This is a genomic window from Pseudomonas multiresinivorans (assembly GCF_012971725.1).
In the GTDB taxonomy this organism is placed as follows: Bacteria; Pseudomonadota; Gammaproteobacteria; order Pseudomonadales; family Pseudomonadaceae; genus Pseudomonas; species Pseudomonas multiresinivorans.
The window spans coordinates 2997398-3023639 of the sequence record NZ_CP048833.1 but is presented as its reverse complement, the minus strand read 5'-3'; the positions used below and the strand labels follow the sequence as shown (position 1 = coordinate 3023639).

21 protein-coding genes are annotated in these 26242 nt (G+C 65.0%); 14 read left to right on the top strand and 7 right to left on the bottom strand.

From position 1 onward, the window contains the following. The first annotated feature begins 178 nt into the window (after positions 1-178). The 3 genes from G4G71_RS13855 to G4G71_RS13845 are packed head-to-tail and all read left to right on the top strand — an operon-like array spanning position 179 to position 3973. Positions 179-1537: a glutamine synthetase family protein gene (locus tag G4G71_RS13855; RefSeq protein WP_045214542.1), complete on the top strand. Its 1359-nt coding sequence runs from the start codon at positions 179-181 to the stop codon at positions 1535-1537. Between the two features lie 40 nt (positions 1538-1577). Further along, entirely contained in the window at positions 1578-2663 is a 1086-nt protein-coding gene (locus G4G71_RS13850; protein WP_169938439.1) for a polyamine ABC transporter substrate-binding protein, read from the top strand. A gap of 14 nt (positions 2664-2677) precedes the next feature. Further along, positions 2678-3973: an NAD(P)/FAD-dependent oxidoreductase gene (locus tag G4G71_RS13845; protein ID WP_169938437.1), complete on the top strand. Its 1296-nt coding sequence runs from the start codon at positions 2678-2680 to the stop codon at positions 3971-3973. 146 nt (positions 3974-4119) lie between these two features. On the opposite strand, the gene G4G71_RS13840 is transcribed toward G4G71_RS13845, so the two are convergent. The 4 genes from G4G71_RS13840 to G4G71_RS13825 form a co-directional block, all read right to left on the bottom strand. Further along, positions 4120-4920: a helix-turn-helix domain-containing protein gene (locus G4G71_RS13840; protein WP_240964923.1), complete on the bottom strand. Its 801-nt coding sequence runs from the start codon at positions 4918-4920 to the stop codon at positions 4120-4122. A 302-nt stretch (positions 4921-5222) separates the two neighbouring features. Further along, the gene (locus G4G71_RS13835; RefSeq protein ID WP_169938433.1) at positions 5223-10508 is read right to left on the bottom strand and encodes an ESPR-type extended signal peptide-containing protein; all 5286 of its coding nucleotides are present in this window, start codon (positions 10506-10508) and stop codon (positions 5223-5225) included. Positions 10509-10896: 388 nt separating this feature from the next. Then, on the bottom strand, positions 10897-11784 hold the full coding sequence (locus tag G4G71_RS13830; RefSeq protein WP_169938431.1) for a hypothetical protein: 888 nt from the start codon (positions 11782-11784) through the stop codon (positions 10897-10899). Positions 11785-12170: 386 nt separating this feature from the next. Further along, positions 12171-13208, bottom strand: a complete 1038-nt coding sequence (locus tag G4G71_RS13825; protein WP_169938429.1) for an RNA methyltransferase — start codon at positions 13206-13208, stop codon at positions 12171-12173. A gap of 206 nt (positions 13209-13414) precedes the next feature. Between G4G71_RS13825 and G4G71_RS13820 the strand changes: the two genes are divergently transcribed. From G4G71_RS13820 to G4G71_RS13810, 3 genes are all read left to right on the top strand, one after another. After that, positions 13415-13855 (top strand): hypothetical protein, encoded by a 441-nt coding sequence (locus tag G4G71_RS13820; RefSeq protein WP_024763830.1) that lies wholly within the window; start codon positions 13415-13417, stop codon positions 13853-13855. A 96-nt stretch (positions 13856-13951) separates the two neighbouring features. Beyond that, positions 13952-15094: a class C beta-lactamase gene (ampC, locus tag G4G71_RS13815; protein WP_169938427.1), complete on the top strand. Its 1143-nt coding sequence runs from the start codon at positions 13952-13954 to the stop codon at positions 15092-15094. A gap of 278 nt (positions 15095-15372) precedes the next feature. After that, on the top strand, positions 15373-16458 hold the full coding sequence (locus G4G71_RS13810) for an MBL fold metallo-hydrolase (protein ID WP_169938425.1): 1086 nt from the start codon (positions 15373-15375) through the stop codon (positions 16456-16458). Between the two features lie 157 nt (positions 16459-16615). On the opposite strand, the gene G4G71_RS13805 is transcribed toward G4G71_RS13810, so the two are convergent. Then, positions 16616-17320: an MgtC/SapB family protein gene (locus G4G71_RS13805; RefSeq protein WP_169938423.1), complete on the bottom strand. Its 705-nt coding sequence runs from the start codon at positions 17318-17320 to the stop codon at positions 16616-16618. A 421-nt stretch (positions 17321-17741) separates the two neighbouring features. Between G4G71_RS13805 and G4G71_RS13800 the strand changes: the two genes are divergently transcribed. Continuing rightward, the gene (locus G4G71_RS13800) at positions 17742-18563 is read left to right on the top strand and encodes an alpha/beta fold hydrolase (RefSeq protein WP_169938421.1); all 822 of its coding nucleotides are present in this window, start codon (positions 17742-17744) and stop codon (positions 18561-18563) included. Between the two features lie 172 nt (positions 18564-18735). Further along, the gene (locus G4G71_RS13795; RefSeq protein ID WP_169938419.1) at positions 18736-19362 is read left to right on the top strand and encodes a cell wall hydrolase; all 627 of its coding nucleotides are present in this window, start codon (positions 18736-18738) and stop codon (positions 19360-19362) included. On the opposite strand, the gene G4G71_RS13790 is transcribed toward G4G71_RS13795, so the two are convergent. Continuing rightward, positions 19359-19880: an RrF2 family transcriptional regulator gene (locus tag G4G71_RS13790; protein ID WP_169938417.1), complete on the bottom strand. Its 522-nt coding sequence runs from the start codon at positions 19878-19880 to the stop codon at positions 19359-19361. The two genes, G4G71_RS13795 and G4G71_RS13790, sit on opposite strands and share 4 nt — an antisense overlap. A gap of 323 nt (positions 19881-20203) precedes the next feature. Between G4G71_RS13790 and G4G71_RS13785 the strand changes: the two genes are divergently transcribed. Further along, the gene (locus G4G71_RS13785; protein ID WP_169938415.1) at positions 20204-21406 is read left to right on the top strand and encodes an NAD(P)/FAD-dependent oxidoreductase; all 1203 of its coding nucleotides are present in this window, start codon (positions 20204-20206) and stop codon (positions 21404-21406) included. Between the two features lie 108 nt (positions 21407-21514). Here the strand turns inward: G4G71_RS13785 and G4G71_RS13780 are convergent, their stop codons facing one another. Beyond that, the gene (locus G4G71_RS13780) at positions 21515-22123 is read right to left on the bottom strand and encodes a TetR/AcrR family transcriptional regulator (protein WP_169938413.1); all 609 of its coding nucleotides are present in this window, start codon (positions 22121-22123) and stop codon (positions 21515-21517) included. 103 nt (positions 22124-22226) lie between these two features. Between G4G71_RS13780 and G4G71_RS13775 the strand changes: the two genes are divergently transcribed. The 5 genes from G4G71_RS13775 (at position 22227) to G4G71_RS13755 (ending at position 26237) form a co-directional block, all read left to right on the top strand. Then, positions 22227-23459: an oxygenase MpaB family protein gene (locus G4G71_RS13775; RefSeq protein ID WP_169938411.1), complete on the top strand. Its 1233-nt coding sequence runs from the start codon at positions 22227-22229 to the stop codon at positions 23457-23459. Between the two features lie 84 nt (positions 23460-23543). Continuing rightward, positions 23544-24566 (top strand): DNA topoisomerase IB, encoded by a 1023-nt coding sequence (locus tag G4G71_RS13770; RefSeq protein WP_169938409.1) that lies wholly within the window; start codon positions 23544-23546, stop codon positions 24564-24566. A 100-nt stretch (positions 24567-24666) separates the two neighbouring features. Then, positions 24667-25365 (top strand): AzlC family ABC transporter permease, encoded by a 699-nt coding sequence (locus G4G71_RS13765; protein ID WP_169938407.1) that lies wholly within the window; start codon positions 24667-24669, stop codon positions 25363-25365. Beyond that, complete coding sequence (locus tag G4G71_RS13760) at positions 25362-25676, top strand: AzlD domain-containing protein (RefSeq protein ID WP_169938405.1); 315 nt, start codon at positions 25362-25364, stop codon at positions 25674-25676. The genes G4G71_RS13765 and G4G71_RS13760 overlap by 4 nt, the downstream gene beginning before the upstream one ends. A gap of 87 nt (positions 25677-25763) precedes the next feature. Further along, entirely contained in the window at positions 25764-26237 is a 474-nt protein-coding gene (locus G4G71_RS13755; RefSeq protein WP_169938403.1) for a hypothetical protein, read from the top strand. Positions 26238-26242 lie beyond the last annotated feature (5 nt).

The following is a 26242-nucleotide window of genomic DNA, read 5'->3' as shown; positions in this document are numbered from 1 at the left end:
CCCCGGCCGCCGATGGCGTCCGGGGCTGTTTGCGTTTCCGGGTATACCTTTTTTACGGCGATCCCCAAGCCTTGCGGAAAGTGGATAGAACGACCCCGCGCCTCCAGCCGACACTAGCCCCGCCTGGCAGCAAGACGCTGCGTGCGCATCCATTACAAAATCAAAAACCGAGGCTTGTATGACCACCCCCGCCGAGCAACTGGAGCAACGGCTGAAGCAACAGAAAATCACCGAAGTCGAATGCGTGGTGAGCGATCTCACCGGCATCGCCCGCGGCAAGATTTCCCCCACCAACAAGTTCCTCGGCGAGGGGGGCATGCGTCTCCCCGAAAGTGTTCTGCTGCAGACGGTCACCGGCGATTTCGTCGATGACGACGTCTATTACGACCTGCTGGACGAAGCAGACATCGACATGGTCTGCCGCCCCGACCCGGACGCCATCTTCCTGGTGCCCTGGGCGCTGGAGCCGACCGCGATGGTCATCCACGACACCTTCGACAAGGTTGGCAATCCCATCGAACTGTCGCCGCGCAACGTCCTCAAGCGCGTACTCAAGCTCTACGCCGACAAGGGCTGGAGCCCGGTGGTGGCGCCGGAGATGGAGTTTTACCTGACCAAGCGCAGCAGCGACCCGGACTTCCCGCTGGAAGCCCCCGTGGGCCGCTCGGGCCGCCCGGAAAGCGGCCGCCAGAGCTTCTCCATCGACGCCGCCAACGAATTCGACCCGCTGTTCGAGGACGTCTACGACTGGTGCGAACTGCAGGGCCTGGACCTGGACACGCTGATCCACGAGGACGGCCCGGCGCAGATGGAAATCAACTTCCGTCATGGCGACGCGCTGAGCCTGGCCGACCAGATCATCGTGTTCAAGCGCACCATGCGCGAAGCCGCGCTCAAGCATGACGTCAGCGCCACCTTCATGGCCAAGCCGATCACCGACGAGCCCGGCAGCGCCATGCACATTCACCAGAGCGTGCTGGACATCGCCACCGGCAAGAACATCTTCGCCGCCGAAGACGGCTCCATGAGCCAGCTGTTCCTGCACTACATTGGCGGCCTGCAGAAGTACATCCCGAAAGTGCTGCCGATGTTCGCGCCGAACGTGAACTCCTTCCGCCGCTTCCTGCCGGACACCTCCGCGCCGGTGAACGTCGAATGGGGCGAAGAAAACCGCACCGTGGGCCTGCGCGTCCCCGCCGCTCCGCCGATCGCCATGCGCGTGGAAAACCGCCTGCCGGGCGCCGACGCCAACCCCTACCTGGCACTCGCTGCCAGCCTGCTCTGCGGCTACCTGGGCATGATCGAGCAGATCAATCCCAGCGCCGCCGTCCAGGGCCGCGCCTACGAGCGCCGCAACCTGCGCCTGCCGATCACCATCGAGGACGCGCTGCAGCAGATGGAAGACTGCGCCGTGCTCAAGGAATTCCTCGGCGAGAAATTCGTGCAGGGCTACGTGGCGGTGAAGCGCACCGAGCACGAGAACTTCAAGCGGGTGATCAGTTCCTGGGAGCGCGAGTTCCTGCTGCTGAGCGTCTGACCCTCTCAACCGACTTCACAACAACAATTCGGGAGTCCCCATGAGACTGCTGCGCACCCTTGCGCCCTTTGCCCTGGCAGCCCTTGCCTCGGCCGCACACGCTGCACCGACGGTCAGCATCTACAACTGGACCGACTACATCGCCCCGGACACCCTCGCCGGCTTCCAGAAGACCACCGGGATCAAGCCGGTGTACGACGTCTTCGATTCCAACGAGACCCTCGAAGGCAAGCTGCTGGCGGGCCGTTCCGGCTACGACGTAGTGGTGCCGTCCAACCACTTCCTGACCCGCCAGGTGCAGGCTGGCGTGTTCCTCGAACTCGACCGCAGCAAGCTGCCGAACTGGAAGCACCTGGACCCGACGCTGCTCAAGCTGCTGGAACAGAACGACCCGGGCAACAAGCATTCGGTGCCCTACCTGTGGGGCACCAACGGCATCGGCTACAACGTCGCCAAGGTCGAGCAGGTGCTGGGCGTCGACAAGATCGACTCCTGGTCGGTGCTGTTCGAGCCGGAGAACATCAAGAAGCTCAGCGCGTGCGGCGTGGCCTTCATGGACTCGCCGGACGAGATGATCCCCTCGGTGCTCAACTACCTGGGCCTGGACCCCAACAGCACCAACCCGCAGGACTATCCCAAGGCCGAGGCGAAGCTGGTGGCGGTGCGCCCATACGTGACCTACTTCCACTCCTCGAAGTACATCTCGGACCTGGCCAACGGCAACATCTGCGTGGCCTTCGGCTACTCCGGCGACGTGTTCCAGGCCGCCGCGCGGGCCAAGGAAGCGAAGAACGGCATCGAGATCGCCTACAGCATTCCCAAGGAAGGCGCGAACCTGTGGTTCGACCTGATGGCGATCCCCTCGGATGCGGGCCATCCGGAACAGGCGCTGGCGTTCATCAACTACGTCCTCGATCCGAAGGTGATCGCCGGCATCAGCGAGTACGTCGGCTACCCCAGCGCCAACGCTGACGCCAAGACCCTCCTGCCCGAGGAAATGCAGAACAACCCCGAGGTCTACCCGAGCCAGGCCGTGCTCGACAAGCTGTACATCGCCAAGGCGCCGCCGCCCAAGATCATGCGCCTGATGACCCGCAGCTGGAGCAAGATCAAGTTCAACCAATGAAACGAGAAAGTCCCATGAAGCACACCGAGGAGCACGCCGCGTCCTACTACGCCGCGACCGCCCGCGACCGTCAGCAGTACCCCTCCCTCACCGGGGATGTGCGGGCGGACGTCTGCGTGATCGGCGGCGGCTTCACCGGCGTGAACGCAGCCCTGGAGCTGGCCCGGCGTGGCCACTCCGTGGTGCTGCTGGAAGCCCGGCGCATCGGCTGGGGCGCCAGCGGGCGCAATGGCGGGCAGCTGATCCGTGGCATCGGCCATGACGTCAGCGGCTTCGCCAAGTACGTCGGCGAGGAAGGCGTGCACTACCTCGAGCAGGCAGGTGTCGATTCGGTGGCCTTGGTCGCCGAACGCATCCGCGAGCTGGATATCGAGTGCGACCTGCGCTGGGGCTTCTGCGAGCTGGCCAATACCCCGGCGCAATACGCTGCGATGGTCCGCGAACAGGAGTCGCTGAGCACTTCGGATTACCCGCACGAGACCCGGCTGGTACCGCCGGAGCGCATGCGCGAAGTGGTCGCCAGCGACTGCTACGCGGGCGGGCACATCGACATGGGCTCGGGCCACCTGCACCCGCTCGACCTGGTGAAGGGCGAGGCCCGTGCGGCCAAGGCCTTCGGCGCGCAGATCTTCGAGCAGAGCCCGGTGCTGCGCATCGAGCACGGTGCAACCGCCGTCGTTCACTGCGCCCAGGGCCGCGTACTGGCGAACACCCTGGTGCTCGGCTGCAATGCGCATCTGGATGAGCTGGAACCGAAGCTGACGGGCAAGGTGTTGCCCGCCGGCAGCTACGTGGTGGCCACCGAGCCGCTGTCCACGGAACTGGCGGCGCAGCTGATCCCGCAGAATATGGCGCTGTGCGACCAGAAGGTTGGGTTGGACTACTACCGCCTGACGGCCGACCGTCGCCTGCTGTTCGGCGGCGCCTGCCACTACTCCGGGCGCGACCCGGCGGACATCGGCGCCTACATGCGGCCGAAGGTGCTCAAGGTGTTCCCGCAACTGGAACAGGTGAAGCTCGACTACCAGTGGGGTGGCATGATCGGCATCACTGCCAATCGCTTCCCGCAGGTCGGGCGGCTCAAGGCCCATCCCAATGTGTACTTCGCCCAGGGCTATTCCGGCCACGGGCTGAACGTCACGCACTGGTCGGCCAAACTGCTGGCGGAAGCCATCCACCAGGGCGAGAGCAAGGGGCTGGACCTGTTCAGCGCGGTGCCTCACCTGACCTTCCCTGGCGGCAAGCTGCTGCGTTCGCCGCTGCTGGCGTTGGGGATGGCGTGGTATCGGGTGCGCGAGCTACTGGGCTGACTTTGTAGGAGCGAGCTTGCTCGCGAACCAGTCCCAGCGCCGCCGGTTGCCGATCGCGGACAGAGTCCGCTCCTACGTTCGCCGGTTACGTAGGAGCGGACTCCGTCCGCGATGGCTCAGCTACCGCTCCGTTGCAGGCAATGGGTTCAGACCCGGCCGCCCAGTTTGGCCGTGGTCTTCGGATACTCGCCGAACAACGCGAAATACGACTGGGAAAACCGTCCCAGGTGCCAGAACGACCACTTCATCGCCACCTCGGCCACGGTCATGCCGGATTCGGCGGCGGCCAGCAGGTCGCGGCGCGCGGCGTTCAGGCGGCGGTTGCGCAGCCAGACGATGGGCGGGATGCCGGCATAGTGCAGGAACGACTGCTGCAGCGTGCGCGGCGAAACACCCGCCTTGGCGGCGAGATCGGCCATGCCGAACTGCTCGTCGGGGCAATCGTTCACCACTTCCTTGACCCGCTGCACCACGCGCTTGGCCTGCACGATGGAGCGCGCGCGGCGCTCGCCATCCAGGGGCGCCTCGCACAGCAGCGAGAAACAGTTGGAGACGATGCTCTGCGCCACACCCGGTGCATCCATCGGGTCATCACCCGTCGTCGCGCCGGTGAGCAGGTTGCTCAACGAGGTCGCCACCGACTGGCAGTGGCCCGAGCGCAGCGGCGTCAGCACCAGGTCGGCGAAGGCATCCGCCGGCTGACCCCAATGTGCGGACTCCTTGATCACCACCGCCACCTCGCGGTAGTTCTCCGGCGTGACCCAGGCGTTGCGGGTTTCCCCGTCGAGCAGGTAGAGCGCGTTGTCGGACATGTCGAAGCTGAACACCAGCGCACCGGGCGGAGCGTGGAATTCCTGCTCCACGCGCAGGTTCATCTGCTCCTCGTAGAGCTCGATCCCCTCGACCTCGGCATGCAGAATGCGCCCGGCGAAGCGCCCGGCGGACATCTGCGTGTACTGCTGCTCCCAACCAGGAATGGCAATTCGCTGCTGATCTACTTCTTGTGCTTCGACAACCCGGATCGCCATACCCAGCCCTGCTGGTTTTTTCAGATGGGGAAGGCTACCAACCGGCGTACGCCGGGTGCAAGGAGAGCTCGGCTGTCAGTGGTCGGGGCAGCGTATCGCCGCATTGCCCGGAGCCCTGTGAAAACGGACAAGAAAACGGGGCGCCTGAGCGCCCCGTCATTCTTTCGAGCTTCCTGCAAGAGCCCCTCCCGCCGAGTTTCCAGCGGGAGGTATCCACTGATTTACCAGTTGTAACCCACCCCCGCACCGAGGGAGAAGTTGCTCTGGGTATCGACGCTACCGCCGACCTTGGTCGTCCACTTGCCGTCGTTGGAGATGTGCGATACGCCCACCGACACAGCCGACTGGCCATTGAAGTTGCCAATACCGGCGGAGGTGGTGCTACCGCCGTTGCTCATCGGTTGAGGCAGGCTGGCGATGGCGATAGCACCGGCGATACCGGCACTCAGGCGGTCGTCCTGCTCCTTCAGATCACTGCGCAGGCTGTTGAACTGCGAGTTGGTCTGCCCCGCAAGGCTGCCCAGCGCATCCTCCACCTGGCCGACGTTGACGGCGTCGGTACGCTCGACGCCTGCCGCCACGTGGGTGATCTGGCGCTCGTTGCCGGCACTACCGACAGCAACACTGTTATCGCGCTCGGCCACCGAGTTGGCGCCGACGGCCACCGAGTTCTTGCCCTTGGCCTTGGCGTTGGAGCCCACCGCCGTGCTGCTGGAACCCGTGGCCTCCGCCCCCGGAGCGACTGCGACAGCGTCGGTACCGGTGGCAGTCGGTTTCTGCAGCTTCGCGGTATTGTTCACCGCGCCCAGACTGCCGACGCTGTCTTCGACCTGGGCAACCCGGTTGTCGACCTTGGCGATGCTCTCATCGACATTGGCGACGCTCCCGGCGATCCCTTCAACCCGGCTATCGGTGTAGGACTTCGATGCAGCCACCGCCCCATCCAGCTGACGCAGGTTGACGGCATCGCCGGCCTCCTGGGCATCAGCCACGTTACTGATGGTGCGGGTCTCGCCAGTCGCGGCATTGCCGACGGACACGGTGCCCACGACCTTGTCGTTGCTCGCTCCCGAGTACTGCCCGACGTAAGCCTCGGCCGGCGCACCGCGACCGCCGTCGCTCGCACCCTGACCCAGCGCCACGCTGCCCTTGGCCGAAGCTTCGGCGCCCTCACCCAGCGCGACCGAACCGTCGCCGCTGGCCTTGGCATTGCCACCGACGGCGATGGCATTGGCGCCGCTGGCCACCGAATCGGCCAGGCTCGACGAGGTGTGGAAGTACTTGATGCCACCGCCACTGACGATGTTGCTGACGCTGCTTTCCAGGCCGGTGACGCGACCATCGATCACGGCGACCTTGTTGTTGGTATCGAACAGCTGCGCACCGTTGACTGCATCGGTGCTGTCCTCGGACAGTTGGCCGGCCTTGACGTTGGTCAACTGGACGCTCTTGCCGGTATTCCCCAGGGTCACCTTGTCGTGTGCCGCCGAGTCGTAGACCAGGGCGTCGGACAGTGTGCCGCTCATGTTGGCGAGAGTGGTGTTGATGCCACTGATATCCGTGGTGTTCTGGGTGACACGGCTATCCAGGCCACTGATCGCCACGGTGTTGCCGGCGATATCAGCGGTGTTCTGGGTGGTACGGGTATCCAGATCGCCGATGGAAGCGGTGTTGCCAGCGATGTCGGCGGTGTTCTGAGCCACGTCCTGGTTGGTGCTGAACAGCTGGCCACCGTTCACGGCTTCCTTGCTGTCGGCGGCCACGGTGCCGTCGGCCACGTTGACCAGCTTGCGAGCGCCGGCGGTGCCGAGGAAGTCGACGGCCAGGCCATCGCTGTCCTTGCCCACGGTCAGGTTTTCACCGGCAGCGGACTGCTGGACCATGCCGATGGTGCCGCTGTTGAGGTTGGTGGTGATGCTGGTGATGTCGCCTTCGACGTTGTTCATGCGGCCGTCGAGGTTGGTCACGCTGCCTTCCACGCTGGTCACACGGCTGTCGATGCCGGAGACACGACCGTCCAGGCCGGTGATCGCTGCGGTATTGCCAGCGATGTCCGCAGTGTTCTGCGCTACGTCCTGGTTGGTGCTGAACAGCTGGCCACCGTTCACGGCCTCCTTGCTGTCGGCGGCCACGGTGCCATCGGCCACGTTTATCAGTTTGCGGGCGCCGGCGGTGCCGAGGAAATCGACGGCGGCGCCGTCGCTGTCCTTGCCCACGGTCAGGTTTTCACCCGCGGCGGACTGCTGGACCATGCCAATGGTGCCGCTGTTGAGGTTGGTGGTGATGCTGGTGATGTCGCCTTCAACGTTGGTCATACGACCGTCGAGGTTGGTGATCGAGGCGGCGTTGCTCGCGATGTCGGAGCTGTTCTGGGTAACACGACCGTCCAGGCCAGTGATCGCGGCGGTATTGCCAGCGATGTCAGCGGTGTTCTGCGCTACGTCCTGGTTGGTGCTGAACAGCTGGCCACCGTTCACGGCGTCCTTGCTGTCGGCGGCCACGGTGCCGTCGGCCACGTTGATCAGCTTGCGGGCGCCGGCGGTGCCGAGGAAGTCGACGGCAGCGCCGTCGCTGTCCTTGCCCACGGTCAGGTTTTCACCGGCAGCGGACTGCTGGACCATGCCAATGGTTCCGCTGTTGAGGTTGGTGGTGATACTAGTGATGTCGCCTTCGACGTTGGTCATGCGACCGTCGAGGTTGGTCACGCTGCCTTCGACGCTGGTGAGGCGGCTGTCGATGCCGGTGATCGCGGCGGTGTTGCCGGCGATGTCCGCAGTGTTCTGCGCTACGTCCTGGTTGGTGCTGAACAGCTGGCCACCGTTCACGGCGTCCTTGCTGTCGGCGGCCACGGTGCCGTCGGCCACGTTGACCAGCTTGCGAGCGCCGGCGGTGCCGAGGAAGTCGACGGCCAGGCCATCGCTGTCCTTGCCCACGGTCAGGTTTTCACCCGCGACGGACTGCTGGACCATGCCAATGGTGCCGCTGTTGAGGTTGGTGGTGATGCTGGTGATGTCGCCTTCGACGTTGGTCATGCGACCGTCGAGGTTGGTCACGCTGCCTTCGACGCTGGTGACGCGGCTGTCGATGCCGGTGATCGCGGCGGTGTTGCCGGCGATGTCCGCAGTGTTCTGCGCTACGTCCTGGTTGGTGCTGAACAGCTGGCCGCCATTCACGGCCTCCTTGCTGTCGGCGGCTACGGTGCCGTCGGCCACGTTGATCAGCTGTCGGGCGCCGGCGGTGCCGAGGAAATCGACGGCGGCGCCATCGCTGTCCTTGCCCACGGTCAGGTTTTCACCCGCGGCGGACTGCTGGACCATGCCAATGGTGCCGCTGTTGAGGTTGGTGGTGATGCTGGTGATGTCGCCTTCAACGTTGGTCATACGACCGTCGAGGTTGGTGATCGAGGCGGCGTTGCTCGCGATGTCGGAGCTGTTCTGGGTAACACGACCGTCCAGGCCAGTGATCGCGGCGGTGTTGCCAGCGATGTCCGCAGTGTTCTGCGCTACGTCCTGGTTGGTGCTGAACAACTGGCCGCCATTCACGGCGTCCTTGCTGTCGGCGGCCACGGTGCCGTCGGCCACGTTGATTAGCTTGCGGGCGCCGGCGGTGCCGAGGAAGTCGACGGCAGCGCCGTCGCTGTCCTTGCCCACGGTCAGGTTTTCACCGGCAGCGGACTGCTGGACCATGCCAATGGTGCCGCTGTTGAGGTTGGTGGTGATGCTGGTGATGTCGCCTTCAACGTTGGTCATGCGACCGTCGAGGTTGGTGATCGAGGCGGCGTTGCTCGCGATGTCGGAGCTGTTCTGGGTAACACGACCGTCCAGGCCAGTGATCGCTGCGGTATTGCCAGCGATGTCCGCAGTGTTCTGCGCTACGTCCTGGTTGGTGGTGAACAGCTGGCCACCGTTCACGGCCTCCTTGCTGTCGGCGGCTACGGTGCCGTCGGCCACGTTGATCAGTTGGCGGGCACCGGCGGTGCCGAGGAAATCGACGGCAGCGCCGTCGCTGTCCTTGCCCACGGTCAGGTTTTCACCGGCAGCGGACTGCTGGACCATGCCAATGGTTCCGCTGTTGAGGTTGGTGGTGATACTAGTGATGTCGCCTTCGACGTTGGTCATGCGACCGTCGAGGTTGGTCACGCTGCCTTCGACGCTGGTGAGGCGGCTGTCGATGCCGGTGATCGCGGCGGTGTTGCCGGCGATTTCAGCGGTGTTCTGGGTGGTGCGACTGTCCAGATCGCCGATCGAGGCGGTGTTGCCCGCAATGTCCGTGGCGTTCTGGGTGACACGGCCATCCAGTGCGCCGAGGGCGCCATCGACCTTGTCGAAACCCGAGCCGACACTGGCGGCGACGCCAGTGGCGCCGGCGAGCGTATTGGCGTTCTGCAGCAGGTAGCTTGGGGCGTTGATCGTGCCGTTGACGCCCACTGTCGTGCTCAGCACCGCGGCTGCGGTAGCGGCAAGGTTGTTGACCTTGGCATCTTCGGATTGCAGCTGGCTGACGTTGACCGCATCAGTCGCTTCCGCACCGGCCGCCAGGTTGGTCAGACGACGCTCCTTGGTCGACGCACCGATGGACACTTCACCGTTGGTGGCCGATGCCGTGCCCGACAAGGTGGCGACTCCCGGATTGAAGCCGGCAGCCGCGAGATTCGCAGAGGTGCTGGAGTTCGAGCCCAGGGCGACGGAGTTGGTCGCCGTTGCGCTGGCGGCGTTACCCAGGGCAAGGCTGTTGGCGACGCTTGCCTTTGCAGACGTGCCCAGCGCCAGGCTATCCGCAGCCGAGGCGCTGGCGCCGTAACCCAGCGCAACGGCGTGATCGGCCACCGCCGACGCCAGGGTACCCAGAGCGATGGAGCCATTGCCCTTGGAAGTGGCGTAGACACCCATGGCGATGCCGCCGGAGTCCTGTGCCATCGAGCCGAAGCCCATGGCGGTGGAGCCAAAACCGTATGCACGGGTGGCGCAACCAATGGCGGTGGAGTCCATGCCATAGGCCAGGGTCGCACCGTTATAGATGGACGCACCACCAGGGTTGGTACCGATCACACCACTACCGCCGATGAACTGGCTCGAGCCCCAGTTCACGTAGGACGAGCCTTTGTTGGCCTGGGTGGTGTAGTCGGCCGTGGTGGTGTATTGCGGGGCCAGGCTGGAGAACATGGTGCTCATGTTGGCCAAGGCCGATGGGCCGGTCGTGTAGCTGGCGGCGAGGTCCTGGCAGTCGCCGTCGGGAGTCATCGCCATGCCAATGACGTTGGCCTGTGCCCCCCAGCCACCGGCTGATCCGGCCGCACGCGAGGTTGCGTTGCCGTTGACCGTTACCCCGGCGTCGGAGAGTGACACACCGGCGAATGCTTCCGACGCAAAGCCGGCCGCACTCATCAGGACGAAGGAAATCACTCGACCGAGGGTGCGGCCCGATTTGGTCCGGCTCTTGGTCGTCTCGGCGGCCGCCACATAAGTTCCGGTCTTCTCGTTCCAGATACTGCGATATGCGCGATTCATAAGATTTGCCCTCAAACAATGACTAGGAATCGTCCTAGGAAAAATCGAATCGGGACGACATTGAGGCCATGTTATTTGCGGGCAACTTCCTAGGAATTCAGAGAACTCTTGGCACTGTGTAGGCGAATTCTTAATGTAATTCTTACACTGCGACGAGAAACACCCTAAGAATGCGCAGCGCCAATTTTTTAGCCCAGCAGACAAGTACGCTTATTTGCGAATCAACGACCAGAAGAGATCACAGCGAACGCACCGGGAAGGCACGCGCCAATGAAAACACCTGGCGCGCAACCAGCCGCGACTCGGTATTCGCGACGGTGCGCCAGCCAGGTGTGGGGACCCACTGCGGCTGCCGAGCAGCAGCGAGTGGGGAACAACGGGCATCGGGTCAGTGGACGGAAACCGGCAGATAGTAGGTCCTGCCGAGCATTACGCCGCGGCCAAACCAGAGCTGGCCATCACGGCTCAGGGACACGCCATCCACCTTCGACACGACGTAGCGCAGCCCGCTGTCGGAGCTGAAAGCGAACTGCTCGGGGGTCAGTCGATCCAGGCGATAGCGCGTGCCCGCCGGTGGGATCTGCTGTTTCAGGTCATCCAGGTAACGCGGCGCCAGTTCGCCGAACAGCTTCGCGGCGCGATTCCGGTAGTCGCTCTCGCTGAGCCCCGGCGTCGTCGCCAGCCGCCTGGCGATGAGCGCGAAGATATCGGCATTGGCACGGCTCTGGGCGACCCGCAGGGCCATCAGCCGTTCGGCGGCGAAGCTATCCAGTTCAATGGAGGAATTGCTGCCCGTTCCGTTTTCACTCTTCGCACCACGGCCACTGTTCTGCGCCCCATCGCCTTTCGCGATGTCCCCCGCGCCCCCTGCAGAGGGTCGCAGGATGTCCGTGGGGTCAATAGGCTTCAGCGCGGAAACCGCATGGTAGGCAGCGCAGGCCGTCGCCTGGCCGGCGGTATCCGCATTGACCAGCAGCGCAACGGCGTCAGGGCTGCTGGCGGGCAAGCCGGCAGGGTTGATTCCCAGGGCCAGCAGTCGAGCCTTGTTCTGCTCCGCGGTGACGCCGCCATTGGCCAGCGCGCACAACTGCTGGACCAGCGCCGGAACGTCCTTGCCGTTGAAGGTGGGATACAGCGAGCGCACGGCGTCCTGGATCACCGGTAGCGCCGGTACGCTGAGCCGTGAGTTGGTGCTCGAGGGGCCGGCCGCTTCGTGCGGACCGCACCCGGCCAGCGCCAGCAGGAGAGCCGGATAAGCAAGAAGTTTGAGTTTCATGAGGCCACCTGTGGGAAACAAAGAATTTCCGTTACTTAAGACCGCAGAGAATACGGTGGCGACTCTATGGGAAACTTTAACCTTATTAGGTAGTACAATCCCAACCTACATGTAGGATTTGTCCTATTCGCAATCAAATTCCTGACAGGCTACTCGCTTCACTTATCCGATTATCGCAAGACGCATCCCACAATTCAGCGCAATTATACTTTCTGGCGCAGGTTTTATTATTTGATCGCCACCCTATGAACGAGTGGAGTTGAGCTCGCTGCTCTTATTGCAGAGGGAACGATCAGGGAGTGGAAGTTTACCAACAACACGGCAGGCGCCCCCTCCATGGTGGCCGGGCCTTCCACCTTCCTTTGCCGGCCTGCCCTTTCTGCGCTCTACGGCGAACGACGCTCGCGGTGGGTAGCGATCAGATTGGTCGCCCGCGCGCGCAGCTGGCCGCAACCGCCGTCGACATCCTGCCCGGCGCTGTTGCGCACCTTGGTCAGCACGCCGCGACTGTGCAGGTAGCGGACCATCTCGACGATGCGTTCACTGTCCGGGCGCTGGTACTGGTCGCCCTCCAGGGCGTTGAACGGGATCAGGTTGAGCACGCCGAACTTGCCCTTGAGCAGCCGCAGGATGCCGTCGAGTTCTTCCTGGCTGTCGTTGATGCCCTTGAGCAGCGTCCACTGGTACTGGATCGGATAATCCGTGGCGCGCGCATAGGCCTCGCCCTGCTCCACCAGTTCCTCGGGAGTGAGCTTCGGTGCACGCGGCAGCAGGTGCTCGCGCAGCTCGGCATCAGTGGTGTGCAGCGATAGCGCCAGGGCCGGCTTGATCCGTTGCTGCGGGAGGCGCTCGAAGACGCGTGGGTCGCCCACGGTGGAGAACACCAGGTTCTTGTGGCCGATGCCGCCGTCGGTGCCGAGGCGGTCGATGGCTTCCAGCACGTTGTCCAGGTTGTGCGCCGGCTCGCCCATGCCCATGAAAACCACCCTGTTCACTGGCCGCACGCGCCGTGCCAGCACCAGCTGGGCGACGATCTCGGTGGTGGAAAGCTGGCGCAGCAGGCCGCTCTTACCAGTCATGCAGAAGCGGCAGCCCACCGCGCAGCCGACCTGGGTGGACACACAGACACCGCCGCGCGGCAGCAGCACGCTTTCCACCATTTGCCCGTCGGCCAGGCGCACCAGCAGGCGCTCGGAGTTGTCACCGCCGGGATGGCGGGAATGAACCGTCGCCAGGGCATCCAGCTCGGCGGCGATCTGCGCCACGCCGTTGCGCACGCTCAGCGGCAGGAAGTCCTCGGTCGCCTGCCGCTTGGTGCCGGCATCCAGCGCCTTGCCCTGCAGCCAGGCACGCAGCATCCGGGCGCGATGCAGGGGCAGCGCGCCAAGGTCGGCAAGGCGTTGGTCGAGGTCGGAGATTCGCATGGGGCGCGAATCCTACCACCCGGCGCCGATGCGGCGTAGCGCTGCCGGTCGAAGGCGCTGAAATGTGCGTCGTAGACGCCTCGCTGCGACAACAACGCGCATCCTGCTTTGAGATTCGTCTTATTCAGCAACCGTTCATCGGGGCCCTACAGTGCCGCCGCCCCCAATCCAATGCAAAAAGGGGCATTTGCATACAAGGAGTAAGCATGAAGAAGTTCCTGAGCGCCGCCGCACTCGTCTCGGTCGCCGCCCTCGCCACCGGCTGCACCAGCTACAACGTCAGCCAGCCGATCGCTCCGATCGCCGGCGCCGTCAAGACCGACCTGAAGGCGGACGTCGCCGTCGGTGGCCCGATCAGCGGCCAGTCCCAGGTCAACATCCTGTTCGGCTTCATCAAGTTCGGCGGCGACAGCCAGTATGCCGATGGCGTGACCTACGGCGCCGAAAGCGGTTCGGGCATGAGCCTGGCTGCCTTCGACCCGGTTTCCTCGGTCAAGGCCGCTGCCGCGTACAAGGCCGTGAAAAGCTCCGGTTCCGATCTGATCGTCGCGCCGCGCTACGAAGTGAACGTGCAGGATTACTTCATCTTCAAGAAGGTGGACGTCAAGGTCACTGGCAACAAAGGCAGCATCAACAACATTCGTTGATCGACGCCAGGCGGGGCACCGTGCCCCGCCTACCGCTGGAGCGACGGGGCGGGTGGTGCTAGGTTCAGTCCTTCTACACCGTAACAGGACGTCTTCATGCGCCGGACCGCTCCCCTCGCGTTCAGCCTCACCGCACTCGCATTCGCCAACCTCGCCCAAGCCACCCCGCCGGACTTCGATGCGAAGGTGAACAAGCTCGCCCAGCAGGTCATGCGTGAACAGAACATCGCCGGCCTGGCCATCGGCATCACCGACCATGGCGAGCAGCATTTCTACAATTTCGGCGTGGCGTCGAAGCAGAGCAAGCAGCCGGTGAGCAGCGATACGCTGTTCGAGATCGGCTCGGTGAGCAAGACTTTCACCGCCACCCTCGCCGGTTTCGCCCAGGCCAGCGGCAAGCTCAAGCTGCAGGACAGCCCGACACATTATCTGAAGGAACTACGCGGCAGCGCCCTGGACAAGGTGACGCTGATCCAGCTCGCCACCCACGTCACCGGCGGTTTCCCGCTGCAACTGCCCGATGAAGTAAAGACTCCCCAACAGCTCACCGACTACTACAGGAACTGGCAGCCGCAGTATCCCGCCAACACCCAGCGGACTTACGCCAACCCCAGTATCGGCCTGCTCGGCATCGCCACCGCGCGCGCCCTCGATGTGCCGTTCAAGACCGCGATGCAACGCAACGTCTTCGCCCCGCTGGGGCTGAGCAATACCCACATCGATGTACCCGTGACGCGCCAGGGTGTCTATGCCCAGGGCTACGACAAGGGCGACCAGCCCGTGCGGGTGAACCCGGACCAGATCGCCGATGAGGCCTACGGGGTGAAATCCAGCAGCCGCGACCTGCTGCGTTTCGTCCAGGTGCAACTGGGCGAGGTCAAGCTCGGTGCCAAGTTGCAGGCGGCGGTGGATGCCACCCGCACCGGCTATTACCAGGTCGGCCCGATGACCCAGGACCTGGTCTGGGAGCAGTATGCCTACCCCCCAAAACTCACCGAACTGCAGCAATACAACGGTCCTTCGATGGTACTGGACAGCCAGCCGGTGAAGGCTCTGCGCAAGCCGCTGCCGCCGCAGCAGAACGTCTGGGTGAACAAGACCGGCGCCACCGGCGGCTTCGGTGCCTACGTCGCCTTCGTCCCGTCGAAGCAGCGCGGCATCGTCATCCTCGCCAACCGCAACTACCCCAACGAGGCACGGGTGAAGCTGGCCTGGGACATCCTCTCGAAGCTGGATTGATGCGCTGGGCCATGCCAGTGATCGCGTCCATGGGGCGCTTCTGCAGGCAAACTCCGGCGCGTGCTTTTGCGCAGGAGCGGACTCCGTCCGCGATGTGTCCCAGGCGGCTCCGGCGTCAAGGGGCTCGCGAGCAAGCTCACTCCTGCAGGGCCTCCCCCGTGGCGCGCGGCTTGTATCGATGCCGGTGATGTTCTGAATCAAAATGCCGGTAATGATCCCTGGCAGCGGAGCCTGTAGCGTGTTGTCCTGACAGATTCCGCCACCAGAGGATCAGTGCCTTGCCCCGCCTCCCACTGCAACGCGCGCCCATCGGCGACTACGACCACTCTGCGCAATCGCGCGGAGGCCGCTTCCACAACCTCACTCCGCGCCCGGCCGACATGCCCGAGCCAAGCGCGTGGGTGCTCTGGGATGTGCTGTTCAACAAACCGAAGAACACCGTGCCGCGCGCTCCGGTGCCCGTGCGCGCGCTGACTCCGGACGAGCTGGACGCAGCGCCCGACCGCAGCCTGTATCGCCTCGGCCATTCGACCCTGCTGCTCAAGCTGCGCGGCGGCTGGTGGCTGACCGACCCGGTGTTCTCCGAACGCGCGTCGCCCTTCAGCTTCGCCGGGCCCAAGCGCTTCCACGCACCGCCGATTGCCCTGCGGGACCTGCCGCCGATCCGCGGCGTGATCCTCTCCCACGACCACTACGATCACCTCGACCGCGCGACCATCGCCGTGCTGGCCGAGCGCGCCGAGGTCTTCCTCACCCCGCTGGGCGTGGGCGACCGCCTGCTCGACTGGGGCGTACCGGCAGAGAAGATCCGCCAACTGGACTGGTGGCAGAGCACCACGGTGGACGGCCTGTGCCTGACCGCCACCCCGGCGCAGCACTTCTCCGGCCGCGGTGTACGCGACGGCAACCGCACCCTGTGGTGCTCCTGGGTGATCGAGGACGACAGCCTGCGCATCTTCTTCAGCGGCGACACTGGCTACTTCGACGGCTTCGCCGAGATCGGCCGGCGCTTCGGCCACTTCGACCTGACGCTGATGGAAACCGGTGCCTACAACGAGCACTGGCCTTACGTGCACATGCACCCGCAACAGACTGTGCAGGCGCACCAGGACCTCAACGGGCGCTGGCTGCTGCCGATCCACAACGGCACTTTCGACCTGGCCATGCATGCCTGGTACGAACCCTTCGAGCGCGTGCTAGAGATTGCCGGTGAACGCGGCCTGCCCGTCACCACGCCGATGATGGGCGAGCGCATCGACATCCAGTCTCCGCACCAGGGCGAGCGCTGGTGGCGCGGCGTGGTGGCCGAGGAAGCCCGCACACCGGTGCCGCGCTGTGGTTGTCGTGCCGCCCGCGAGAGTTGAGTCCGCAGTGGCCTGATGCCAATCGCGGACCGAGTCCGCTCCTACGCAGGGGATAGAACCTGCACTTGTAGGAGCGAGCTTGCTCGCGAACTGGCTGAAGTCCGCTGCCAAGGCTGTTCGCGAGCAAGCTCGCTCCTACCCAAAAGCTGGCTCGGGTTCAATCGCTGGCCAGCTCGAACAGCTGCCAGCGCACCGAGCTGACGCCCTTCTCCAGGCTGATGCGGCTGACCATGCGCTCCAGTTGTCCGGCGGCGCCATGGCCGCCGAGCAGTTCGGCGCGCACTTCGAGTTTCGCCGGGTTGGGCTGATCCTCGCTGTGCAGCGATTGCAGGCGCAGTTCGCTGCTGTCCAGGCTGTGCAGCATCAGGCTGCGCACCTGGATCTCGTCCTCGGCGCGGCAGATGATGGCAACGCCATAACGCTGCTCCGCTTCACTGGCCGGCACCACGTCCTGGTGGTTCAGGCGTTGGGCGATGTCGCGCAGCAGGATGTTGGCGCAGAGCACCACCACGCTACCCAGCGCGGCCTCCAGCAGCAGCCCCATGCTGCACAGCACACCAATGGCGGCAGTGCACCAGAGCGTGGCAGCGGTGTTCAGGCCGCGCACGTTCAGACCATCGCGCATAATCACGCCGCCGCCGAGGAAGCCGATGCCGGACACCACATAAGCGGCGATGCGCGGAGCGTCGGCCGAGAGCTCCGGCATGGCCTGGGTCATCAGCACAAAGAGACAGGCACCGGTGCTGACCAGCGCGTTGGTACGCAGGCCGGTCAGGCGCTGGCGCAGCTGGCGTTCGGCGCCGATCAGGGCGCCCAGGATGAGTGCCGCGGCAACCCGCAGCAGGAAGATTTTCCAATCCATGTTCCACCTCGTTCGCGGCGCTCGGCCGCTCCATGCGCCGGGCAATGCCGGCGCGCATTCGGGTGGTGGATTGCGAGGGAGCGAAGGGCCGGTTGGCCCCGCAGGGGAATGGTGAGACGTCATCCCGCGGCGGGATGCGTATCGCCACTGTCCGCAACGCAGCGAGACAGTGGCAGGGTTCTGCCGGACGGCTCGCTGTTCAGACCTGTCGCAATCGACCAGGGCAAGTGTCCAAGGCAGGACTCCTCTATTGATTCAAAAAAAGCGACCGGGCCCGGTGTGAGCACTGCCCGGGACAGCCCCGGCCGCGAGTCGTCATCATCCCCGAACAGCCTTAAGGTTTCCTTAGTGCCCGGCCAATGCTTGGCACTGGCCGGGCCAGGGCCCTACCATGCGCCTCAGCCCCGATCAGGAACACGTCATGTCGTCCGCCATCGTCACCCGCGAGCACTGGATCAGCAGCGAGAAAGGCCAACTGTTCGCCCAGGACTGGACACCCGCCGGGAACACCGGCGAGCCGATCCTGCTGCTGCATGATTCGCTGGGCTGCGTCACCTTGTGGCGCGATTTCCCGGAAAGTCTCGCCGGCGCCACCGGCCGCCAGGTCATCGCCTATGACCGCCTCGGTTTCGGCCGTTCAGAGCGCTACCCCGGCGCCCTGCCCCTGGACTTCATCGACGAGGAAGCGCGCACCGTCTTCCCTCTGCTGCAGCAGCACTTCGGTTTCGAACGTTGCGTGGTGTTCGGCCATAGCGTTGGCGGCGCCATGGCCGTGACGTGCGTGGCACGGCATCCGCAAACCTGCGAGGCGCTGGTCACCGAGTCGGCGCAGGCCTTCGTCGAGCACCGGACCCGCGACGGCATCCGCGCCGCGGAACTGGAATTCACCCGCGAGGGGCAGTTGCAACGCCTGCAGAAGTACCATGGCGACAAGGCTTTCTGGGTGCTGCGCGCCTGGGTCGACACCTGGCTGTCGGACGATTTCAGCGACTGGAACCTGGACGCCGAACTGGCGCAGGTAAAGTGCCCGACCCTCAGCCTGCATGGCGAGCAGGACGAGTACGGCTCGGCCGCCCACCCGCAGCGTCTCACCTCGATACCGGGCGTACCGACGATGCTCAGGCTGCTGCCCGATTGCGGACATGTTCCGCACCGCGAACAGCAACCTGCCGTGCTGCAGGCGGTGACCGAGTTTTTCCAGCGCCATGTGCCCCAGGTCCCGTCAGTCGTGGGGCGCAGGTAATACCGTCTGGCTGAAAAATTGAATCCGGGTTCGTGCAGGACGGTCACAACGACCAGGCGCCGTCGCTTCGCTTTCTTTTCCCAGGGAGCAGCCTCAAGGGCGCCGTCGCGCGGGTACCGGAAGGGCCCTGCGTAACGGCCGGACTGGTTTTGTCGCGCAGGTAGGTTCGATCATGTGCCGCCTTCATTTGCTTCCGCTGTTATTGCTCGCGCTCTGGGCACCCTCTTCCATCGCCGCTGAGCTGGGCACATCCACCGATGAGAAAGCCCAGGCCGCCGTGACCAAGGGCGAAGTCCTGGAACAACAGGTCGCCCACCCCGCTACCGCGGTAACCACCGCAGCCCCCATCACCAAGGCCGAAGTGAAAGCCGTCGACCCCGCCGGCAAGGCGCCGCTGGACGACGCCGTCGTCTGCCTGTCGCGGACCATCTACTGGGAAGCCAAGGGTGGCGGCCGCGCCGATATGGAGGCGGTGGCCAATGTGGTGCTCAACCGCATGGGCCACGGTGGCTTCCCCGACACCGTGTGCGGCGTGGTCAAGCAGGGGCAGGAGCAGAAACACTGCCAGTTTTCCTGGTGGTGCGACGGCCGCTCTGACCAGGTGGAGGAGAAGAACCGCTACGACATCGCCAAGGAAATCGCCCGCAAGGCGCTGAACCAGCAGCTGAGCGACCGCACGCGCGGCGCGATGTACTTCCACGACCGCCACGTCTCGCCGTCCTGGGCGAAGGAATACATCCGCACGGCCGAGACAGACGAGTTCGTCTTCTACAAGCCCCGCGGCGGCGATGCGCGTTAGCTGACGGCGCTGGTGCCGTCGCGCTGCGCATCCATCCAGCGCACCAGGGCCTCGCCGAACTCCGGCGGCGCCTTGCGCCCGACGCGGCGTGCGAGATCGAGCACGGTGTGCTGGGCCAGCGCCTCTTCCATGCGCTTCTGCGCGGTCAGCATGACGGAGTGGATCGAGCAGGTACCGCAGGTCGCCCATTCCGGCGGCGAACCTTCGAATACCGCGCATCGGCCACGGATGTCGCGGCACTCGAAAATCTGCTTGTCGCCATCGATGGCCTTGACGATGTCCAGCACGGTGATTTCGTCCGCCGGCCGCGCCAGGCGGAAACCACCGCGCACGCCTTCGGTGGCCGCTACCAGCCCAGCCTTGGCCAGTTTGGTGAAGACCTTGGCCAGCAATTCCTGGGGCACACCCTGCAGCTCCGCCAGCGCTCGCACGCTGGAGTCACGGCTGTCGCCCTTCTCATCCGTCAGGAAGAGCAGGCAGTGAATGCCGTACTCCACCCCTGCGCTGTATAAAGCCATCACAAACTCCGACAAGGTTAGTCGCATTATTCTCAAGCTAAAGCCTGCGCCCGGCAAGCACTCAAGCATGCGATCAGACGAATTGTAACCCGCAGAGCACGGCTTTCAGCACTTCAAAGCGTCCATTGAATAAACAGAAGCAGAGCTATTGTCTCCGCGCCAGGCGTGACGAACGGTCGGAGTTTGGAGCAGAAATCAGTTGCGCCGGATAACTACGACAAATATAGTCGCAGTTATCCGAGGCGAGCCGGGAAGCGAACCGCTCCGATGTCAGGCACTCGGGAACCCTACAACCTGGATTCATTCTTTTCGTCGGAGAGACCATGAAACAACGCATCCTGATCGTCGGCACCGGTTTCGCGGGTATGTGGAGCGCCCTGAGCGCCACGCGTCTGCTCGACTTGCACCAGCGCGGCGATGTCGAAGTCGCTGTACTCGCCCCCCAGGCCGAACTGCGCATCCGTCCGCGCTTCTACGAGCCGAACGTGCACCAGATGGCCGCGTCGCTGGGCGACCTGTTCGGCGCCGTGGGCGTGACCTTCATCCAGGGCAGCGCCGAGCAGATCGACGTCGACGGCCGCCAGCTGGATTACCGCGATGCCAGCGGCGAGATCGCCACCCTGGGCTTCGATCGCCTGATCCTCGCCAGCGGCAGCAAGGTCGCCCGCCCCGCCCTGCCGGGCATCGAACACGCCTTCGACGTCGACGACATCGACCAGGCCGTGCGCCTTGAAACGCATATCCGCTCGCTGAACCAGCTGCCGGAATCCGCAGCGCGCAACACCGTGATCGTCGCTGGCGGCGGCTTCACCGGCATCGAGACAGCCGCTGAAATGCCGGCGCGCCTGCGTGAAGTACTGGGCGCAGACGCCAAGGTGCGGGTCATCGTGGTTGATCGCGGCGCCGAGATCGGCGGCGCCCTGGGTGTCACGTCGCAATCCGTGGTGGCCGAAGCCTCCGCCGAACTGGGCGTGGAATGGCGCCTGAAGGCCTCGGTGGAATCCATCGACGAAAACGGCGTGACGCTCTCCAGCGGCGAGCGCATCGAGGCGAAGACCGTGATCTGGACCGCCGGTGTGCGCGCCAGCTCGCTGACCGAACAGGTCGCCGGAGAACGTGACCGCCAGGGCCGCCTGCATGTGGATCGCAACCTTCAGGTGATCGGCCAGGACGCGGTTTTCGCCACCGGCGACGTCGCCTACGCCGCCGTGGACAACGCCGGCAACTACGCGCTGATGACCTGCCAGCACGCCATCGCCCTGGGCCGCTCGGCCGGCAACAACGCTGCCGCCGACCTGCTGGGCGTAGCACCCATCCCCTACAGCCAGGAGAAGTACGTGACCTGCCTGGACCTGGGCGCCTGGGGCGCACTGTTCACCGAAGGCTGGGACCGCCAGGTGCGCTTCCAGCGCGAGGAAGGCAAGAAGATCAAGACCGAGATCAACACCGTGTGGATCTACCCGCCGGCCGCCGATCGCGCCACCGCGCTGGCGGCGGCCGATCCGATGATCCCCGTCGTGGCCTGATGCGCTGAACAAAAGCCCCGGTTGGCGCGAGCCTTCCGGGGCTTTTTTACGGACGGACCCTGCCTCACTCCTTGCATGCGCAGGCTCGCCGGGAGAAGACAGTCGTCCCTACGGATGCCGCACAGCGCGCGGCAGGCACAGCGTTTCAACCATCCGCGCCAAGGTATTGATCACCTCCTCGCGCCCCAGCAGCGGCTGCGCCTCGCTCAGGTAACGCGCGCAGGTGTACTGCACGGAGTTGATCACCACGAAGAGCACCGCCGGCAGGTTGTCGATGCGGTAGTCGTCGAAGTGGCGCATCAGGTACTGCCGGCACACCTCCATCATCTGCTGTTCCAGGGTCCGGAACACCGGTGCGGAATTGAGTCGGTGCCAGTGACGCAGCAGCTCCAGCTGTGCTGCGTCGCCCTCCACCTGCTCGAAAATCCCCTCCAGCACCGCCCGGGTGACACTACCGATGTCCGCGCCCAGCATCGGCGTCACGCGCTCATGCACCACCTTCATCAGCGTGCCGGCGCGCTGCATCAGCAGCGCCTCGACAATCATCTCCTTGTTCGCGAAGTACTGGTAAAGCGAGCCGACGCTCACCCCGGCGCGGCGCGCGACGTGGTTGGTGGTCAGCCCATCGAGGCCGTGCTCAGCGATTTCCAGCGCCGCGGCCTCGACCAGCACGGCCACCATCTCGCTGGCGCGCTGCTGCTTGGGTTGCTTCCTCATGCCTCTCTCCTGGTACGAGCCGGATGCGAGTTGAATGCGAGCAAATACTCGCAATAGCGTAATGGGAGGATTTCGCCCGGCAACCAAACCAAGGTATGAATCGATGAGCGCAACTGCCCTGCCCACCCGCCACGGCGCCGACCTGCAGCGTGCCCGGCGCACCGCTGCGCCGGTCAAGCGTTTCCTCAAGGGCCCGAGCGAGCCGGATACCGCGGCCTGGCAGGCCATCGGCGCATCCCTCACGGTGGGCGATGCTCCCATGGATGCGCTGCTGGAGTGGATGTTCGAAGTCGGCCTCGGCAAGAGCATGCGCCTGTATGAGCAGGCGCTGCACCAGGGCATTGCCGCCATCCCCGACGCACCCGAGGCACTGAAAACCTTCTTCGCCCGTGTCGAGGCGCCGCCCGCCTGGGTCGACCCGCAGCGCCTCGACGAGGGCGCCCGCGCCTGCGGACTTTCCGGGCTGACCGGCATGCGCGTGCTGCGCGATCTTGGCTTGCTGGCCGGATACCAGGCCTCCGCGATCAACCGCACCCTGGTGCTCACCGGCGCACTGGAGAAAGGCCCGCAGCGGCGCATCGCCGAAACCACCAAATGGTGGATCGACTGCACCCGCCCCGGCGGCATGACGCACGGCGCAGCGGGTTATCGCAGCACGCTGCATGTACGGCTGGTGCATGCCCTGGTGCGACGGCGGGTTTCACGGCTGCCGGACTGGGACTTCGCCCACTACGGGCTACCAGTCAACCAGGGCGACATGCATGCGACCTACCTGGCCTTCTCGGCGATCTTCCTGATCGGCCAACGCATGCTGGGCGTTGCCCTGAGCCGCAGCGACCGCGAAGCCATCATCCACCTCTGGCGCTACATCGCCTGGCTGATGGGCGTCGAGGAACGCTGGCTGTGCGCCAGCGAAAACGACGCGATCCGCGCGCTCTACCACAATCTTCTATCCCAGGCGCCACCGGACGAGAGCAGCCGCATCCTGGGCTTCGCGCTGGTGGACGAACCCCTGCAGCGCCATTACGCCAACTTCCCATGGTTGCGCGGGCGCCTGAACCGGGCGATCCACCTGAGCATCGCCAGCACCTTCATCGATGCCCAGGGCCAGCGCGCCCTCGGCCTGCCCCGCGGCAGCCTGCCCTGGTATCCGTTGCTGACGGCTCCGCCCCGCTTCATCTGCCACTGCCTGCTGCGCGTTGTACCGGGCGGTCGCAACTGGCTGGTGCGTCACGGCCTGCAAAGCCAGGAGGATTACCTGCGCACGCTCTTCGGCGGCAGCGACCCGAGACTGATCTCGCCCACGCACCTGGGCGCCGAAGATGGTCGCACTTGAGCTTCGCCATGCCGCCGGAGGAAAAAAACCGCACTCCTGCTGCCCTTCCGCGATCCATTGCGGAAGAGACCTCGAGGAGCCGCCATGAGCACACCGCCGGACCTGCTGGACCTTCCCTCCGACCTGCACTATGTCGACGACAGCCTGCCGGGCATCAGCCGGCGTCGCCTGCGCGGGCGCTTCGCCTACTTCGATCCGGGCGGCGAGCGCATCCGCGTGGAAGCGGAGATCGAGCGCATCAACCGCCTGGCGATTCCGCCGGCGTACATCGATGTGTGGATCTGCATCGACCCCCTGGGCCACCTGCAGGCCACCGGGCGCGACGTGCGCGGGCGCAAGCAGTACCGCTATCACCCACGCTGGACCGAGGTGCGCGATGGCGCCAAGTACGAGCGTTTGCTGCGCTTCGGGCAAAGCCTGCCGGCGCTGCGCAGGCGCATCGAGCGGGACCTGGCGCAGCCCGGACTGGGTGCGGAAAAGGTCATGGCGACCGTGGTCGAACTACTCGATCGCACCCTGATCCGCATCGGCAACGAACGCTACCGCAAGGAGAACCGCTCCTTCGGCCTCACCACGCTGAACAACCGCCATGTCGAGGTCCGGGGCACGCGCATCCGCTTCGCCTTTCGTGGCAAGAGCGGCATCCGCCACAGCGTGGACATCGAACACCCGCGCCTGGCGCGCATCCTCCGGCGCTGCCTGGAGCTGCCCGGGCAACAGCTGTTCCAGTACCTGGACGCAGATCGCCAGCGGCACATGATCGATTCCCGCGACATCAACGCCTACCTGCGCGAGCACGCCGGCGAGGAGTTCACCGCCAAGGACTACCGCACCTGGGCCGGCACCACCCTGGCCCTGGAGCACTGCCGCAGGACCCGCTGGGAAGACGAGAAGAGCGCCAACCGCCAGCTCAAGGCGATCATCCAGCAAGTAGCCGACGAGCTGGGCAACACCCCGGCGATCTGCCGCAAATGCTACATACATCCACGGGTGATCGAGGCCTTCCTCGCCGGTGAACTCAACGGGCTGCGCAAAGCGCGCAAGCGGCAGAACCTGAGTGCCGAGGAAGCCACCCTGCTGGCGTTCCTGTCTCGCCCGCCGTCGTGACAGCTCCCCGGAAGCCCCCTCACGACAGCAAGATTGTTCAAGCCAGGCGCCGCGTTTCTCTGCCACTCTGAAGGCACTTATCTGCCTGCAAGAAACGTTCATGTCCCAAGATCAGCTTCCTTCACGCGCCTTCCTCAAGGGCGCCATCGACATCATGCCGCTGTCCCTCGCGGTCCTGCCCTGGGGCCTGCTCGCCGGCTCCCTGGCCATCGACGCCGGGCTTTCGCCACTGCAAGGCCAGGGCCTGTCCGCCATCGTCTTCGCCGGCGCCGCGCAGCTGGTGGCCATTGGCATGCTCAAGGGTGGCGCAGGGTTCTTCTCGATCATGATCACCACCCTGCTGCTGACCTCCCAGCACCTGCTCTACGGGATGACCATGCGCCCGACGATCTCCGGCCTGCCGGGACGCTGGCGCGCCGGCCTGGGCTTTCTGCTCACCGATGAATTCTTCGCCCTGACCAGCGGCCACGACCGCGAGACCTTCAACCGCTGGTACGCCCTGGGAGTGGGGCTGACGTTCTATATCGCCTGGAACCTGTTCACCCTGGCCGGCGTACTGGTGGGCAGCAGCATTCCGGGGCTGGAGCACCTGGGGCTGGACTTCTCCATTGCCGCCACCTTCGTCGCACTGATCGCGCCGGTGGTGAAGAACGTGCCCACCGTGGTCTGCGTCGCGGTCTCGCTGTTCTGCTCGGTGCTCTTCAGCTACTGGCAGGTCGGCTCGGCGCTGGTGCTTTCCGGGCTGGCGGGGATGTTCGCCGGCTTTCTCTGCCAGAAACTCTCGGGGGTGCGCGCATGATGGTCTGGGCAGTGATTCTCGGCATGGGCCTGATCGTGTTCTTCAACCGCTACGTGTTCCTCGAACCGCGCCTGCCGATCCGCCTGAGCAGCAACGTGCGGCAGTTCCTGGGCTTCGCCGTGCCGGGGATGCTCACGGCGATCTGCGGCCCCATCGTGTTCCTCCCCGAACACCAGTTGAACCTGCGCGTGGACAACCCCTACCTGCTCGGCGCCATCGTCGCCGTGGCCCTGGTGCTTTGGACACGCAACGTACTGCTCAGCGTGATCCTCAGCATGGGCGCGTTCTACCTGCTGCGCTGGTGGCTGTAGCGCGGCCACTTCCTTCAAATGAATGATGAGTGCCTGCGGTGCGGGGGCTAGGCTGAGCGGGGGGCCACTCTTGCCGGAGCACTCAACATGACCGTCGTCAATGGTAAAGATCTGCGCGCCATCCAGCCCGGCGAAACCTTCGCCGAGGCGCAAGTCCTCTACGGCGAGGGCTTCAGCCTGCAGCCAAGGGAAGTGAAAGTCTTCAAACCGACCGGCGCCCCGGTGATCTTCTATGACGTGTTCAAGGACGGCGAGCAGAACCGGTCCGGCATCGCCAGCCTCGTACTGGAGCCCGATGCCAGCCAGGTCCGGGATGTCGGCCACGCCTGCGCCAACCTGGCCGAAAGCTGCAAGGACCCCGACCTGCTGGCTCGCGTTGGCGAGCTGCTCATCGCCCATGGCTACGAGCAGGGCCTGCCCAGCGTACGCATCGTGGTGCCCGCCGCCGACGCCAGATCGGTGGCCGCCTGCGAAGCACAGAACAACGCTTGCCAACGGCAGCAGAACGAGTACGGCGGCCAGCAGTTCGCCTGCTTCGACTACCCGGCCAACGGTGACTGATCGCG